16 protein-coding genes and 1 tRNA gene are annotated in these 15,195 nt (G+C 65.6%); 8 read left to right on the top strand and 9 right to left on the bottom strand.

The annotated features are described in order from the left end of the window. Positions 1 to 79: 79 nt before the first annotated feature. Together dacZ and RH858_RS03710 are read left to right on the top strand one after the other, a co-directional pair. Entirely contained in the window at positions 80 to 895 is an 816-nt protein-coding gene (gene dacZ / locus RH858_RS03715; RefSeq protein WP_259535274.1) for a diadenylate cyclase DacZ, read from the top strand. After that, positions 895 to 1,686, top strand: a complete 792-nt coding sequence (locus RH858_RS03710; protein WP_259535275.1) for a mechanosensitive ion channel family protein — start codon at positions 895 to 897, stop codon at positions 1,684 to 1,686. Before dacZ ends, RH858_RS03710 begins: the two co-directional genes overlap by 1 nt. 15 nt (positions 1,687 to 1,701) lie before the next feature. On the opposite strand, the gene RH858_RS03705 is transcribed toward RH858_RS03710, so the two are convergent. Together RH858_RS03705 and purD are read right to left on the bottom strand one after the other, a co-directional pair. Continuing rightward, positions 1,702 to 2,268 (bottom strand): acyltransferase, encoded by a 567-nt coding sequence (locus tag RH858_RS03705; protein ID WP_259535276.1) that lies wholly within the window; start codon positions 2,266 to 2,268, stop codon positions 1,702 to 1,704. A gap of 89 nt (positions 2,269 to 2,357) precedes the next feature. Beyond that, positions 2,358 to 3,641, bottom strand: coding sequence for a phosphoribosylamine--glycine ligase (gene purD, locus RH858_RS03700; RefSeq protein ID WP_259535277.1), 1,284 nt, complete (start codon positions 3,639 to 3,641; stop codon positions 2,358 to 2,360). A 353-nt stretch (positions 3,642 to 3,994) separates the two neighbouring features. Between purD and RH858_RS03695 the strand changes: the two genes are divergently transcribed. Continuing rightward, positions 3,995 to 4,276, top strand: coding sequence for a hypothetical protein (locus RH858_RS03695; protein WP_259535278.1), 282 nt, complete (start codon positions 3,995 to 3,997; stop codon positions 4,274 to 4,276). A 28-nt stretch (positions 4,277 to 4,304) separates the two neighbouring features. On the opposite strand, the gene RH858_RS03690 is transcribed toward RH858_RS03695, so the two are convergent. Then, positions 4,305 to 5,216, bottom strand: coding sequence for a 1,4-dihydroxy-2-naphthoyl-CoA synthase (locus tag RH858_RS03690; RefSeq protein ID WP_310561150.1), 912 nt, complete (start codon positions 5,214 to 5,216; stop codon positions 4,305 to 4,307). Between the two features lie 141 nt (positions 5,217 to 5,357). Here RH858_RS03690 and RH858_RS03685 point away from each other — a divergent pair, with 141 nt between their 5' ends. Beyond that, on the top strand, positions 5,358 to 6,860 hold the full coding sequence (locus RH858_RS03685) for an amidohydrolase family protein (RefSeq protein WP_259535280.1): 1,503 nt from the start codon (positions 5,358 to 5,360) through the stop codon (positions 6,858 to 6,860). A 24-nt stretch (positions 6,861 to 6,884) separates the two neighbouring features. Here the strand turns inward: RH858_RS03685 and RH858_RS03680 are convergent, their stop codons facing one another. Beyond that, the gene (locus RH858_RS03680) at positions 6,885 to 7,385 is read right to left on the bottom strand and encodes a hypothetical protein (RefSeq protein ID WP_259535281.1); all 501 of its coding nucleotides are present in this window, start codon (positions 7,383 to 7,385) and stop codon (positions 6,885 to 6,887) included. A 16-nt stretch (positions 7,386 to 7,401) separates the two neighbouring features. Next, positions 7,402 to 9,210: a site-2 protease family protein gene (locus RH858_RS03675; protein WP_259535282.1), complete on the bottom strand. Its 1,809-nt coding sequence runs from the start codon at positions 9,208 to 9,210 to the stop codon at positions 7,402 to 7,404. A 118-nt stretch (positions 9,211 to 9,328) separates the two neighbouring features. Between RH858_RS03675 and RH858_RS03670 the strand changes: the two genes are divergently transcribed. Next, positions 9,329 to 9,559, top strand: a complete 231-nt coding sequence (locus RH858_RS03670) for a hypothetical protein (RefSeq protein WP_259535283.1) — start codon at positions 9,329 to 9,331, stop codon at positions 9,557 to 9,559. Between the two features lie 59 nt (positions 9,560 to 9,618). Here the strand turns inward: RH858_RS03670 and RH858_RS03665 are convergent, their stop codons facing one another. After that, positions 9,619 to 10,374 (bottom strand): coenzyme F420-0:L-glutamate ligase, encoded by a 756-nt coding sequence (locus RH858_RS03665; protein ID WP_259535284.1) that lies wholly within the window; start codon positions 10,372 to 10,374, stop codon positions 9,619 to 9,621. Between the two features lie 133 nt (positions 10,375 to 10,507). On the opposite strand from RH858_RS03665, the gene RH858_RS03660 reads away from it, so the two are divergent. After that, positions 10,508 to 11,884 carry an NUDIX domain-containing protein gene (locus tag RH858_RS03660; RefSeq protein WP_259535285.1) on the top strand — a complete coding sequence of 459 codons (1,377 nt, stop codon included), beginning with the start codon at positions 10,508 to 10,510 and terminating at the stop codon, positions 11,882 to 11,884. Positions 11,885 to 12,007: 123 nt separating this feature from the next. Here the strand turns inward: RH858_RS03660 and RH858_RS03655 are convergent, their stop codons facing one another. Further along, positions 12,008 to 12,223 (bottom strand): hypothetical protein, encoded by a 216-nt coding sequence (locus RH858_RS03655; RefSeq protein ID WP_259535286.1) that lies wholly within the window; start codon positions 12,221 to 12,223, stop codon positions 12,008 to 12,010. A gap of 117 nt (positions 12,224 to 12,340) precedes the next feature. Here RH858_RS03655 and RH858_RS03650 point away from each other — a divergent pair, with 117 nt between their 5' ends. Then, positions 12,341 to 13,306, top strand: coding sequence for a phosphatase PAP2 family protein (locus tag RH858_RS03650; RefSeq protein WP_259535287.1), 966 nt, complete (start codon positions 12,341 to 12,343; stop codon positions 13,304 to 13,306). 21 nt (positions 13,307 to 13,327) lie between these two features. On the opposite strand, the gene RH858_RS03645 is transcribed toward RH858_RS03650, so the two are convergent. Then, positions 13,328 to 14,356 carry a lysylphosphatidylglycerol synthase transmembrane domain-containing protein gene (locus RH858_RS03645; protein ID WP_310561149.1) on the bottom strand — a complete coding sequence of 343 codons (1,029 nt, stop codon included), beginning with the start codon at positions 14,354 to 14,356 and terminating at the stop codon, positions 13,328 to 13,330. A 132-nt stretch (positions 14,357 to 14,488) separates the two neighbouring features. On the opposite strand from RH858_RS03645, the gene RH858_RS03640 reads away from it, so the two are divergent. Next, a complete protein-coding gene (locus RH858_RS03640; protein ID WP_259535289.1) occupies positions 14,489 to 14,719 on the top strand; it encodes a hypothetical protein in 231 nt (76 codons plus the stop codon). A 280-nt stretch (positions 14,720 to 14,999) separates the two neighbouring features. On the opposite strand, the gene RH858_RS03635 is transcribed toward RH858_RS03640, so the two are convergent. Continuing rightward, positions 15,000 to 15,070, bottom strand: a tRNA-Gly gene (locus tag RH858_RS03635). Between the last annotated feature and the right edge of the window lie 125 nt (positions 15,071 to 15,195).

Raw genomic sequence — 15,195 nt, 5'->3', positions numbered from 1 at the left:
GTTTCGGGATCGCTCCAGCTATCAAATGCGATTGACGCGGGGCAATCCCTTTAAGTGGGGGAGTCCTCGCTTGAGTTAAATGGCCCCACTGGATGGTTTTCTGGAGGATCTGGTCGCCGGAATCGACGCCGCGATGCTGTTCTCGCCGGGCGGCTCTCTTTACGAGTCGTTTGTGGATGCCGATCCCGAGTACGAGGTCGTCGTCGTTTCCGGAGAAAACGCCGTCGGCGCCGAATCGTTCCTCGAGTTACCACTCGAGTTCGAGAACGTTCGCGACCGCATCCACTATGCGATCGAGGGGGCGATGGAACAGGACTACCTGGAGGAGGGGGACGTCGTTGCGTGTGTGGCCAACGTCTTCGACTCCGATCCGGACGCGGTGTTTCGCGTCCGTGTCGAGGAGTCCGTCCGGGGAGGTGTCTACGACCTGTTCGTCAACAGCAGGGCCGAACCGAGCGTGATCCGCAACGTCTTCGAGGTCGCGATCGAGTTGGGGAAGAAAGGACAGAAGGGAAAGCCCGTCGGCGCCCTGTTCGTCGTCGGCGACGCCGGGAAGGTGATGAACAAGTCCCGACCGCTGTCGTACAACCCCTTCGAGAAGTCTCACGTCCACGTGGGGGACCCTATCGTCGACGTAATGTTGAAAGAATTCTCCCGGCTCGATGGCGCATTCGTCATCTCCGACTCGGGAAAGATCGTGAGCGCGTACCGGTATCTCGAACCGGCCGCCGAGGGCGTCGACATTCCCAAAGGGCTGGGGGCCCGCCACATGGCGGCGGGTGCGATCACCAGAGACACGAACGCGACGGCGATCGTGCTCTCGGAGTCGGACGGGCTGGTCAGAGCGTTTAAAGGGGGCCGTCTCGTCATGGAGATCGATCCGGAGGACTACTGATGTCGGTCGGCCAGACGCCGCTCCAGTGGGAGGTCGTTTCTACCGTTCCGACGCGGCTGTGGGTCGCTGCCGGCGTGTTGTTGCTCGGTCTCGTGCTCGCGATCCTGGCCGGACGGCTCAACCGTCGGTTACTGGTACGGGCGGGGGTCCCCGAGACGATAGAGGGAACCGCCTTCGAGCGCACTGCACGGGAGTTCGGGACTTCGACGGTCGACCTCGTCGCGAAACTCACCTTCTACTTCATCGCGGCCATCGCACTTCTGGCTGCGCTGACGGTTGCAGAACTCCAGTATGTCGACATCTTCTGGTCCGGTGTTGCGGTCCTGCTCCCGCAGTTCTTCGTTGCGGTGTTCATCCTTCTCGTGGGGATCGTCATCGGCGACAAGGTGGAACTGCTCATCGCCGAACGGCTCAAAGGGGTCAAACTCCCCGAGATCAACGTCGTCCCGGTCGTCGCCAACTACTCGATCGTGTTCGTCGCGATCCTGCTCGCGCTCGCGCAGGTGGGCGTGGCGACGCTGGTCCTCGTCGTCTTGATGGGGATGTACGCGTTCGCACTGATCGTCTTCACCGCGATTGCGACCAAGGACCTGCTGGCGTCGGGCGCTGCCGGCGTGTACCTGCTTCTCGCCCAGCCGTACAGCATCGGCGACGAGGTGAAGGTCGGCGGACAGCGCGGCATCGTCCAGGAAGTGAACCTGCTCGTCACGCACATCGAAACCGACGGCGAGGAGCACATCGTCCCGAATCACTCGGTCTTCAGGGACGGAATCGTCCGGATCCGACGCTGAACGCGGCGTTTCAGGTCAGTTTTCTCGATCGCTCGGTTCGTCGTCTCGGTTCGCGTGATCCTCTTTTGGGCCGTTCGAGACGATCTCCGCCGGGACGCCGGCGACGGTTACGTTCGGAGGGACGTCCTCGGTCACGAGGGAGTTTGCGGCCACCTGTGCACCCTCCCCGATCTCGACGCCCGGGAGGAGGATCGCCCCCGCGCCGACCATCGCCCGTTCGCCGACGACGACGTCGCCGAGCCGGTACTCGTCCTGGAGGAACTCGTGACAGAGGATCGTCGCGTCGTAGCCGATGATGGCGTGGTCTTCGACGGTGATGCGCTCGGGCCAGAACACGTCCGGCGTGGACTCGAGCCCCCACGAGACGCCCGTGCCGACAGTCACGCCGATCCGGCGCAACAGCCAGTTTTTGAGTCGGAGGCTCGGGGCGATCCGTGCGAGCACGATCACGACGTAGTTTCGCACGACTGCAAGTGGGGACTTCGCCGACGGCCACGACCACAGGGAGTTTCGCGTCCCCGGCGTCGGGTGACGTTCGAGCCGGGACCGCCGCGTTCGATCGTCGTCGTTCGGACTCGTCACGGTTCGGGATTCGCTCCGCGACACTTAAAAGGGGACGGCTCCGCCGAGACAAAAGTCGGGAGGCCCCTCGTCGTCGGACTCGGACGGCCCTACCGACGCAACTCGTCCATGTGATCGATCCGGCGCTGGACGAGATCCGGCTTCCCGACGTCGTGTCGCACTCGAAGCCCATCGCCTGCGGCCGAAAGCCCCGCTTCGGCGTTCCGTTCGGCCTCGGCGATCGACTCCCCGAGTCCGACGACCGCGAACGACCGGGAGGTCGTGGTGTACAGGCCGTCCTCGCGCTCGTCGACGCTGGCGTAAAACAGCAGGGCGTTCCCGACGGTCGACTCGTCGACCTCGATCCGGGCGCCCGCCGAGGGGTCGGTCGGATAGCCGTCGGGTACCGCGTACTTGCAGACGGTCGCCTCGCCGGTCGTCGACACTGCCGGCAGCGGCTCCCCGTCGCGCGCGGCCGTAAGAACCTCGAACAGCGGCGTCTCCAGCACCGGCAGGGTGTTCATCGCCTCGGGATCGCCGAACCGGGCGTTGAACTCCACCACTTTGGGGCCGTCGGCGGTGAGCATGAACTGCCCGTACAGCACGCCCTTGTACCCGGGGAGCGCCTCGATTACCTCCTCGAGGATCGACACCGCGTCGTCGTAGCCCTCCCGCGTCATGAACGGCAGCTCGGGTGTGGTGTCGCTGTAGCTTCCCATCCCGCCAGTGTTGGGGCCTTCGTCGCCCTCGTAGGCGCGCTTGTGGTCCTGGATCGCCGGTGTCGGCCGGACGTCGCCGTTGGCGACGAACGCCTGGACCGTGAACTCCTCCCCGACGAGTCGCTCCTCGAGCACGACTCGATCGTAGCTCGACTCGCGGAGATACTGCTTTGCCTCCTCGCGGGTGACCTGATCGCCGATCACTTTCACGCCCTTGCCGCCGGTGAGCCCTGCGGGCTTTACGGCGAGGTCGTGCTCGACCGCGTCGATGTACGCGCAGGCGGCGTCCACGTCGTCGAACGTCTCGAATTCGGGACAGCCGGTGATCCCGTGCTCCTGCATGAACTGTCGCTGAAACGCCTTGTCGGTCTCGATGCGGGCGGCCTCCGCCCGTGGACCGAACGTGTAGACGCCCGCGTCGTCGAGCGCGTCCGCCACTCCCGCCTCCAGGGCCGCCTCCGGGCCGATCACCGCCAGGTCGGCGTCGATCTCGGTCGCGAACTCGACGATCGCGTCGATGTCGGTCCCGGACAGCGTCTCGAACCGTGAAGCGAGCTCCGTGATTCCGGGGTTCCTGTTGCTCGCACACGCACACAGCGTACAGTCGTCGGCGAGCGCCCTGGCGATCGCGTGTTCCCGCCCGCCACCCCCGACGAGGAGTACGGTCTCGGTCATACTGGACATCGAACCACATGAGAGTGTAAATCTTTCCCTGAACAGTCGGATACATATACACAATTGTGTACAACAGGAGGGCGTCTGCGGGAGTGGCTGCCCGGAGTGACTCTCGTCGCCGGCGGGACGATCCCGTCGTCCACGTGGGGGTACTGACGACACGGATACGGACGGGATGTTGTCGTATATACCAACTTCATTATCAATCTATAGTGTGTACCGTGTCAAAGCTTACATGGCCTTTTAGGCTGTAATACGCGCGATCGTATCAATATATATGGTAACACTTCTCAATTCCTATCTATAATCTGAAGATTTAAGATGACGGAGGTCGTATCTCGAAACGAAATACCATGACCCTGCAACACGGAGCCCCGCTTGCCGCCGAACGGCACGTCCCTCCATCCGGATGGCCGTCGCTGGTGAGCCTCCTCGCTGTGCCGGTGGTCCTGCTCTCGCTCATGTGGGCGATGAACTATCCGCTGCTCGCGGTGGCTTCGCTGTCGGTCGTGATCGCGGGCGTCGTTCTCCTGCGACGCGGTGGACGGCGACTCCTCCGACGACTGTACGACCGGACACGCCGACTCACGATCCCCGGCGTCGGAACCGTCGAATACCGGATCACGTCGCCCTGATCCCCGGTCGGGTCTGGTACGGTCGGGTCTAGTAGTGCCAGGGGTACGCTCGGAAGTTCGGCTCCCGCTTTTCTAAAAACGCGTCCCGCCCTTCCTGTGCTTCCTCGGTCATGTACGCCAGCCGCGTCGCCTCCCCGGCGAACACCTGCTGGCCGACCATCCCGTCGTCGGCGAGGTTGAAGGCGTATTTGAGCATCCGCATCGCGGTCGGGGACTTCTTCGTCATTTCGTCGGCCCACTCCAGCGCCACCGCCTCCAGTTTTTCGTGGGGTACCGCCTCGTTGACCATCCCCATCTCTGCTGCCTCCGTTGCCGAGTAGGTCTTTCCGCGGAAGAACACCTCCCGTGCTTTCTTCTGACCGATCTGTCTGGCGAGATACGCCGAACCGAAGCCGCCGTCGAAGGAGGCGACGTCCGGGTCCGTCTGGAGGAACTTCGCGTGCTCCTCGCTGGCGAGCGTGAGATCACACACCACGTGCAGCGAGTGGCCGCCGCCGACCGCCCAGCCGGGGACGACGGCGACGACCGGTTTCGGCATAAACCGGATCAACCGCTGGACTTCCAGCACGTGGAGCCGGCCGGCTTTCGCCTCCCGGACGAGCGGGTCGTCCGTCTCGCCGGCCTCGTCGTCGTCGCGATACTCGTAGCCGGAGCCACCCCGGACTGACTGATCTCCGCCCGCCGAAAAGGCCCAGCCGTCGTCCTTCGGAGAGGGACCGTTTCCCGTCAGGAGGACACAGCCGACGTCGGCCTGCTTTCGGGCGTGATCGAGCGCGGCGTACAGTTCGTCGACGGTTCCGGGCCGGAACGCGTTTCGCACTTCCGGCCGGTCGAACGCGATCCGGACGGCGGGAACCTCGCTCGCCCGGTGGTAGGTGACGTCCTCGAACTCCTCGGTGACGGGCTCCCACCGATCCGGATCGAAGATCTCCGAGACCATACCGGATCGACGGCCGAGTCCCGTATAAAAGCGTTCGACTTACCGTCCGGGACGCCGCAAACGCGAGCGGCACGCTGCCCGCAAAGCGGGTCGACTGGCCGGCTCCCGGACATTCACGGTTCGGGACTGTGTGGGGCAAACATGGACACGCTCATCGAGAACGCGCTGCTCGTGACGATGGATCCGCAGGTCCGGGGTGCGACCGGCGAGCTCGGCATCGTCGAGAACGGTGCGGTCGGGATCGCGGACGGGCGAATCGAGTACGTCGGCCCGGTGGCGGACGTCGACGACGCGGTCGCACGTCCCCGTGCGGGAGCTGTCGTCGACGCCGAGGGAGCAATCGTGTGCCCCGGGTTCGTCAACGCCCACGCGCACACTCGACACACGATCGTCCGCGGGGCGGCACAGGACCTCCCCGAAATCGAGTGGATGAATCGCGGGCTCGGCCCGATCAGCGCCCACGCGACCCGGGAGGACGGCGTCGTCGGCGCGAAGTTGGGCGTCATCGAGGCACTCGCGTCGGGAACGACGACCGTCTGCGAGTACGGGACCCGGGTGGGGGAACTCGTCGAGGAGGTGTACGAGCCCTTTTCCGTGCGATGTGTGGCGACCGAGACGATCAACGAGGTGCCCGACGACCGGGCCGACCTGGGGCCCGAGGAGCTGTACCCGTTCGACAGGGGGAACGGCGACGCTGCGCTCGAACGCACGGAGGCGCTGTTCGACGACTACGGCGCCGAGACGGAATCTCTCGTGGAACCGGCGTACGGCCCGCAGGCGCTGGACATGATCTCGCTTCCGTTGCTCGAGGAGATCGATCGCCGGGCGGAAGAATCCGGCCGTCGGATTCACATGCACGTCGCGCAGGGGGAGCGTGAGGCGATCCAGATCCGGGAGCGATACGGCGAGGGCGGCCCGAACCCGATTCCCGACGCCGGCGAGGAGCCTACCACGGTGTCGGTCCTCGACGCGGCGGGGCTGCTCTCCGACCGGCTGATCGCCACCCACCTCCACGGCGCGACGCCCGACGAACGCGCCCGTCTCGCCGACGCCGGCGTCTCGATGGTGGGCTGTCCCTCCTCGATCGCTGCCATCGACGGCATCGTTCCGCCCCTCGTGGAGTACCGGGAGCACGGCGGCGTGGTCGGCATTGGCACCGACCAGGCGCCCGGGCCAGGCGGACACAACGCCGTGCGCGAACTCCGGACGGCGGCCCTGCTGTCGAAAACCGACCGCGATGACCCGACCGCGATGCCCGCATGGGCAACGCTCGAGATCGCCACGATCGGCGGGGCACGGGCGCTGGGAATCGACGATCGAGTCGGCACGCTGACGGAGGGGAAGCGCGCGGACGTCGCGGTGTTCGACCTCGAGACGTCCGGAATCGCGCCGACCGTCGACGAGCCGTTCCACACCGCGGTCCCGAACCTCGTGTACGGCGGAACCGGCACCGAGGCGACCGACGTCTTTGTCGACGGGCGACGCCTCCTCCGCGAGGGGGAGGTTGCAATCGAAGGGCTCGACGCCGACGAACTGATCGCCGAGGCGAACCGCCGGGCAGAACGGATATTCGCCGACGCCGAGGAGGACTGGCGAAACGCCGGATCGAAACTGGTCGCGGACGTCGACGCCGGACGACTGTAGCCCCCGCTATCCACGAGGAGCGGCTCAAACGATCCGAATCGACGTCGACGCCTCCGGCCGTTCCCCGCCCGTGGTCGTGGCCAGAAACGCGGTAATCACGTGATCGCCCTTCGAGGCGGGCCGGGAGACGTCCATGCCGTCCTCGCCAGCCTCCCGGAAGTGTCCGTTCCATTCGACGCTGAAGCGTTTCCGTTCCCCCGCGCGGAACTGGAACGTCGACGGCGTGTCCGAGGTGTATCGGCGCTCGTCGGTCGCCTCGACCACCCCGTCCACCTCCCAGCCCCATCTGCGCTGTCTGGGCGTGGGGACCCGGACCGGAACGGGAAGTCTGTTTTTGAACTCCACTCGGATCGTCACCGTCTCGCCGACCTCGTAGGCCTTCTTGCCCGTCGAGACGTCGACGGCGATCGCGCGGCGAGCGACGGCGTTCGGCACGAACTTCGCCACCGCGTCGCTCACGTAGTTTCTGGTTTCGTCGAAGCCGAGCCGATCCGCGTCGGTTCCGTCGTATCGTTTGCGTACCATCGTCCTCTCCGGTCGGTCAGGTCAGCAGCTGGGGGCCGAACAGCATTACCAGCAGTGCGAGAAGCATCGTGAGCCCGATGCTGGTGGTTATCGCCCGGGTCAGCTGTGGCTTCGATTCGATCGGCAGCCGGGAGACTACCGCCTCCGTGGACGCACGGAGGATGTGGCCGCCGTCGAGCGGAAACGCGGGGATGCAGTTGAAGAACGCGAGGTTGAGGTTGATCCAGCCGGTCCAGAAGATCACGTTCACGAGCAGGAACGCGATCGGCTCGCCGGCGACGCCGAAGAGGCCCGAGACCTCATAGAAGTTCGTGTTCGCCGAGACGAAGCCGGCGAAGTTGAACTCCACGCCCGCCCCGAAGAGGCTGAAAAGCGGCAACACGAGCAGGAAGAAGGCGCCGAGGAACGGCGAGTCGACGAACCCACCAGTGAGCACCGAGAGGAAGGTATCGGCCGGATACGCCCGCACGCCGAAGCTGTCGACGGCGACGCCGCTGAAGCCGCGAGCACTGGAGACGCCGAGGAATGCACCGCCACGGTCGGGGTTCTCGCCGAGAGTGACGGTGAACGTCTCCTCGTCCGATTCGTCCCACGAACCGTCCTCTCCGGGGACGTACGCCTCGACTTCGACGGTGTCGCCGGGCTCGTACGGCTGCAGCGCCCGGTTCACGTCGCGGTGGTCGTACACCCGCGTGTCGCCGATTTCCGCGACGACGAACCGTCGGTCGGTGGGTGCGTCCGCATCGGCGAGGGGACCGTCGTCCGTCGTGGCCACGAGCGCGCCGACCGGTCCGGTTGCGGTCTCACCGTCGGCAGTTTCGAACGTCGCGACGTGGTCGACGCCAACGGTGTCCCTGAGTTCGGCTTCCGTCCGGACCTCGGTTCCGTCGACGGCGGTCACGGTGTCGTTGATCGACAGGCCGGCGCGATCGCCCCGGGACGCGAACGGCGAGTCGGCCACCAGCGTCGTCACGAGCAGCGACCGCTCGACGGTCGTTTCTGTCCGCTCGTCGCCGTCGGCGAGCGTCACGCTGACGGATCGCTCCTCGAGGTCGTCGAGCACTGCAAAGAGGTCGTCGTTCGAGCCCACCTCGACGCCGTCGACGGCGACGATCCGGTCGCCAGCCTCGATTCCCGCTTCGTCGGCTGCCGAGCCCGGGTACACGCCACCGACCGCAGCGCCCGGGGAGACCGCAACCGCGCCGGCGATCGGGCCGAACAGCAGCCCGAACGCGATGATCGTGACGATGATGTTGTTGGTCACGCCGGCGGCGAACATCCGCGAGCGAGCCCCACGTGAGGCCGCCTGCGCGCTCTCTTCGTCCGGCTGGACGAACGCGCCCAGCGGAATGAACGCCAGTAGCACCACACCCATCGACTCGATGTCGATGTCTTCCACGCGACACAGCAGTCCGTGGCCTCCTTCGTGGACGACGAGCCCGACCAGCAGGCCGATGACGATCTCCGGGGCCACCTCCAGCGGGAGGAACTCGTTGACGCCGGGGATCACGAGCACGTTCTGCGGGCCGCCGGCGATCGCGCTGTCCGGCGGCGATTCGAGGATAAAAAGCGCCTGCCCGACGAGCATCAGGAACGCGCCCGCCATCGCGACTAAGGCGAGGCCGAGTCCGAGGTTCGAGACCGCCCGCCAGAACCGCTTCGGACGGGAGAGACGCGTGAGAAACTCCCGTCCGCGTTTCGTGTGGACCGTCATGAGCGGCCCGGAGACGCGGACAGAGTCCGGGAGATACCCGCGGTTCCGCAGCGCCATCGCCGCGAACGTGTACGCGAGGATCCCCGCTAGGACCCAAAGCAGCGTATTCATCGTGGGTACCTGGGGCTTCAGCGGGCAAAGGAGTTCGGATTCGGCGGACGTCGTACTGACTGGCGACGGGCGATCGGGAGCATCAACGTACAAATACCCACCCGTTCAAGCCTCCAGTATGTACACGCCCGCCGAACTCGTCATCGAACTGGTCGCCAACCTCTGGGAGATGATCGTCATCATTGCGACGGAAGTCGCACTGGCAGATCCGTTGAGCACCGTCGCGGTCGCTGGCGGCGCCGCGTTCATCACGGTTGCCGTCGTCGTGTTCCTCTATGCGGCGATCGGTGCGGTCCTGGCCGAAGTCGGAATTAGGCTCCCCCGAATCGGCGACGGACAGTCGTCTTGACTTTCTCTCCGCCCTGAAGCGCGAAGATTCCTCCGTGGGTAAGGGGTACCCGAAGCCGGTCAGGCATCGACAGCCCAATCCCGAAGCGCCTGCCGAACGAAGTCGCTCTCGATCTCGCGGAACAGTTCTTCTGAACCGTCGTGGTCGCCGAATTCGAACCCCCGGATCACGACGACCGGCGTCCCGTCGTCGCCCTCGCCCGCGAGCAGGTTCGCCGCCGCGGCGAGTTCGTCGACGACGTTCTGGACGGTGACTCCCAGCTCGCGTCCCGTTCGATCTCGCTCGCCCCGCCAGTCCCGGCTCGCCGGAAGGCCGGTCCAGCCGATCGCGACGCCCCGCTGCCCGTGTCGGAACGGTCGCCCGCAGGTGTCGGTGACGATCACACGGTCGGTCGAGAGCCCGTCGGCGATCGATCGTGCGCTCGCGCTGGGGCGGCGGGGGAGCAACAGCAGATCGTGGCCTGGAACGTTCGACCGGTCGATCCCGGCGTTTACTGTGATGTGGCCGAACCGGGTTTCGGTGAGCAGAAACGGGGATTCCATCAGCAGTTCGACGCTTTCCTCGAGTACTGCCTGAGCAAATCGGGGGTCTTTCGGCTCGCCGGTGGCCGACTCGAGGGTCGTCGCGAGCTCCCGAGCCCGGGGACCCGCCGGAAACGACGACAGATCCGCGAGCCGGCCCTCGGCCTTCGAGACGATCGTCGAGGCGATACAGACGACGTCCGTCGGCTGCAGGTCGGTCCGCTCTTCGACCAACGCTGCGATGTCGTCACCCGGTTCGATCTCCGGTAGCCCCGGGACGGCGAACAGCTCCATGTCCGGAGGTAGTGAGGGTCGGGAAAAAGTCCGCCGGTGTGCTTCTGTCGGTACTTCCTGCCCATCGCCGTTCGGAGTCTGTCGCAGGTCGCCCAGTCGAAAGTACCGTATCCCGGGGACGCAACCGTTCGGTATGGACCACGCCGTCACGACATTCCTCAGAAACCGCGGGCAGATCCTCCTCGTCCGCCGGCCGTCGGCTGTCGACGTGTATCCGAACCGCTGGTCGGGGATCGCCGACTACCTCCAGTCGGAACCCGACGATCCGCTCGCCGAGGCCGAGCGGCACCTCCGTGAGACGATCGGTTCCGGCAGAGTAGATCTCGTTCGGTCCGGCGCGCCGATCACGGTTCCGGATGAGGATCGCACGTGGCTCGTCCATCCGTTCCTGTTCGACGTGGAAACCCGACAGATCCCCTCGGACGGGAGCATCGAGGGTGCCGAATGGGTTCACTCGACGGCGATCCGCGACCGGGACACCGTTCCGATGCTGTGGGAGACGTACCGTCGGGTCGCGCCGACCGTCGAGACGATCCGTACTGACGAAGTTCACGGGGCGTCGTGGCTCTCGGTTCGCGCGCTCGAGGTGCTCCGCGACGAAGCCGCAAGCGTCGACGAGTGGGACGGAGTCGTAGGTCTCGCACGGGAACTCGTGGACGTCCGTCCAGGGATGGTCACGATCGGAAACCGGGTGAATCGGGTAATGGCGGACGTCGTCGACGGGGTGAATCTCGTCGACGGGGATGATGCTGTCGCCGACGCGCCGTCACCGGCGTTCGTTCACGACCGATCGATCGGGGCGATCGATCGGGCGGTCGAAGCCGACGGAACAGCAGCCCGGTCCGTCGCAGAGCTCCTCGAATCCGGCAACCGCTTTCGCCGACGCGGCGGACCGATCGTCACGCTTTCCCGTTCCGAGACAGTGGTCGACGCGCTTCTCGAACTGTGTTCCCGGACGGAGCCGGCGGGTCGATCGGAGTCGGCGGATCGTTCGGAGCCGCCGGCGGATATTCGGGTGCTCGTCGGGGAATCCCGCCCCGACAGGGAGGGAGTGGGCGTGGCCGAGACGCTATCCGACTCCGGCATCGAGGTCATGCTCGCTGCGGATTCGGCGCTTCCTTGGCTCCTCGAGTGCGGCGACGCCGGCTGTGTGCTCGTCGGGGCCGACACGGTCGATCCCAGCGGGGGCGTGTACAACAAGGCAGGGACCTACGGGCTCGCACTCGCCGCCGACCGGGCCGGCGTTCCGGTGGTCGTCGTGGCGTCCTCTTCGAAGATCGCCCCGACCGCGGGGTTCGAGCAGGAACGGTCGGATCCCGCGGCAGTGTACGGCGGAAGCTCCGGGATCGAGGTGGCGACGCCCCGGTTCGACCGGACGCCCCCGGGGCTGGTGACGGCGATCGTCACCGAACATGGGACGCTCTCGACGGCAGACGTCCGGTCGATCGCGGCCGAACACCGGACGAATGCGGCGTGGTCACGGCGTGCAGTCGGGACGGACGACGTTTGAGGCAGCGTCTTTCCCCGTGCAACTTTTGAGGCAGGACGTCCTATCCACGTTCGGTGGCGATGACGACGGTTACCCCCACTGAGCCCCGTGTGATGATGGGTTCGACCGAGCCACTCCTTTGATTCAGTGACCCGCAACCAGCGCGAGCACGTGGGCCGCGAGCAGTGCGAGACCGAGCGCGGGGGTGATGGGGCCGATTCCGCCGGCGAACAGCACGGGGACGTACACCGCGGGCAGGGCGACGGCGGCGACGAATGCGACGGTTCGCAGGAGGGCGAGGAGTCGATCGCCGCCGAAACTTCCGTTCCACGGTTTCGATCGGGCGACGGAGCCGCTCATATCTCGAGACACGGTTCACGACTGCAATAACGTACTGTAAACACAAACGGGCGCTTGAGTTATGCTCCTTCGATCGTGTCGGAGGACATTTTTGTCTCCCATCCCTGGGTTCGGGGGATGAACCGCTACGGTCCGCTGTGGGACGCGAGCGTAAACGCGTCGTTTCGGGAAGCGCTGGGACCGATCGTACCGGTACTGGAATCGCTGACTCATCTCGGCGACGGCGCGTTGCTGCTCGTCCTCGGCGTGTTGCTCTACTGGTTTGGCGCCCGGGGCGCGCGCCGGGAACGGGCGTTCGTCATCGCGGTCGGCGTCGCGGTGTTTGCGCTTTCGGTCGGCCTGAAGGGGATCGTCCAGCTCCCTCGGCCGGACCTGGCGTTTACTCCCGCGGGGTATCCCGGCTACTCGTTCCCGAGCGCCCACGCGATGGGCAGCGCGGGGTTTTACGGCGCGCTGGCGGCGAGCATGACTCGCGGCCGTCCGCTGTGGCGGTATTTCGCTGCCGGTGTCGTCGTGGCGGTGGTCGCCGTCTCGCGGGTCGTGATGGGCGTTCACTACGTCGGCGATGTACTCGTGGGCGTGGTGTTGGGGTTCGGAATCGTCGCGTTCGGCATCTACTACCGGGACAACTGGACGTTCGATCCCGGGCCGCTGTTCGTCGCCGCGACGGCGATCGCGCTGCTTGCCGGGCTCTTGGGCTCGCGCGTGTTTCTCAGCTTCTCGCTCGGTGCAGCGCTGGGCGGGACGATCGGCTGGTACTACGTCGCCGAGCGCCCGACGACCTCCGTGGGTGCGGCCGTCCTGGTTCTCGGCGTAATGGGCCTGGTCGGTATCCTGGTGGTGCGTGTCGCAACGGTGTGGCTGGGGATCACGGCGCTCGTGAACGTCCATCCGGTCTCGGCGCTGGTCGCCGAGGTGATCGCGTATGCCGCGCTCACCGGATTCGTGTTGGTCGTCCCCTGGCTCGCGGTTCGGATCGAGACGCATCCGGTGGTGGTATCGCTCCAGACGAACCTCCCGTTCCGCGGTCGCGTCGTCGAACCCGAACTGCAGGCGGAGGGGGGCGACCCGAGCGACGACTGACACTGATTGTGAGCCGGCGGATCACTTCCCGCGTGTCGGGGTTGGATCCCGGAGCGTCATCGCCAGCGCAGTCGTTCCCCCGACCAGAATCGTGAACCAGTACGTGGACAGCCGCCACAGCAACGCGATCGCGGTTGCAGTTGCGAAGCCGACTGGCCAGAGCAGATACAGAGCCGCCGCCATCGACGCCTCGACGCCGCCGACGCCGCCGGGAGTCGGAACGAGGAAGCCGACCTTGCTCACGGCGACGGAGAGAAACGCGATTCCCAGCGGTATCGGGACGCCGACCGCGTGTGCGGTCGCGAACAGCGCGAGGGCGAGTCCGGTCCACCCGAGGTGGGCGAAGACGACCGCCCCCAGAATCGCCCGGCGGTCCCGACCGACCAGATCTAGCGTCGTGTAAAACCCCTCGAACCGGCGTTCGACGTTCTCCCGCCTGAGGAACCTGACGTTGCGACCGGTCAGGTGGCGGACGACCCCTCGTAGACGGGCAGTAAGGGCGGTTATCCCCCGGACCACGAGTCTCCGACGTTGCCAGCCGATCCAGAGCACGATCGCGACGATCGCGACGAGCGCGACGACCGGGAGCGCGTGGGTTCCGATGTCAATCGGGAGCGGATGGGTAACCAGGACGTAGACGGCGCCGACGCCGCCGAGCGTGTAGTAGGGGACGTAGTTGAGGAAGTCGGCGCTCACGACCGCCGCCAGTCCCTCCTCGTAGACGGCGTCGTAGTACCGGCTGACCACCGCGGCGACGCCGACGCCGGAGGTGACCTGACCGTATGGGACGGCGTATTTCGCGAACATCGCGGTGAGGAAGACGCCACTCACGAGCCAGTAGGGTCTGGGCTCGTCTACGATCGAAAGCACCCGGTGCCAGACCAGACTCCGGCAGAACAGACAGCCGATCATCGCGAGAAACGCCGTCGCGTACACCGACGGTGACGTCCGAGACACCGCAGCCAGAACGTCGTTCCATCCGATCGCGTACACGAACAGCCCGAGCAACCCGACCGCAATGGAGAACGCCACGGCGGCTCGTCGTTTCATCTCGGTTCGGTCCGTTTCTCTCCGCGGATATAAAATCCGCTTTCGTTCGTCCACCCGTCGACTGGTGTCTGCCCTGAGTTCTTGGACCGCTCGTCCCCGGAATTGAATACAGTGGCAATGGTGGGGGGACGTATGGACATCGACACGGAGGAGCTGATTACGTCACTGACGCCACGCACGGAGAACCCGGCGATCAAGTCCTACCAGAACACGGTGTCGGTCGCGTGTCCGGCCTGCGGGATGCCGTTCGACGACCTCGTGGTCTGCAAGCAGAACCCGACCAGCCTGAATCTCTCCAAGCAGTTGAATTTCTGTGTCGGCGTCGAGGACGGGCAGGCGTTTATCTTCACCCACAAGCGGTGATCCGCGTCGCTGGGGTGCCGCTTAAGAGGTGCCTGGTTATCCCGGCGAGTTCCCGAACGAAGTGGGGAAAATGCGTTCACGTCTTCGAGGCCTCACTTCGTTCGGACTTGCTATGCACCGTCCGGGAAGTGGGGTGGCGCACGACCGTCGGGAGTGCGCCGTCCGGGAATTGAACTACGCCGAGACGTTCTTGCTCGCTCACGCCGTTCGCTGCGCGCGACTGATAGGGTTACAATTCCCGGGTGGCGATGATGTCTCTCACTTTCGTTCGAGACAATCATGCGCCGTCCGGGAATTGAACCCGGGCTAGTGGCTTGGGAAGCCACTGTCCTACCACTGGACCAACGGCGCGCACGTCGAGATACCGTATCGGAACACTTGAACGTAGCGCTTGCCGACCAGTGATCCGGTTTCGTCTCAACTTTCGGTATTCTTATAAACGAACGTTTGATTGTCCTCTCATTTATCATCCGTTC

This window comes from Halalkaliarchaeum sp. AArc-GB, assembly GCF_031432225.1.
GTDB lineage: Archaea > Halobacteriota > Halobacteria > Halobacteriales > Haloferacaceae > Halalkaliarchaeum.
This window is presented reverse-complemented; position numbering and strand designations above follow the sequence as displayed.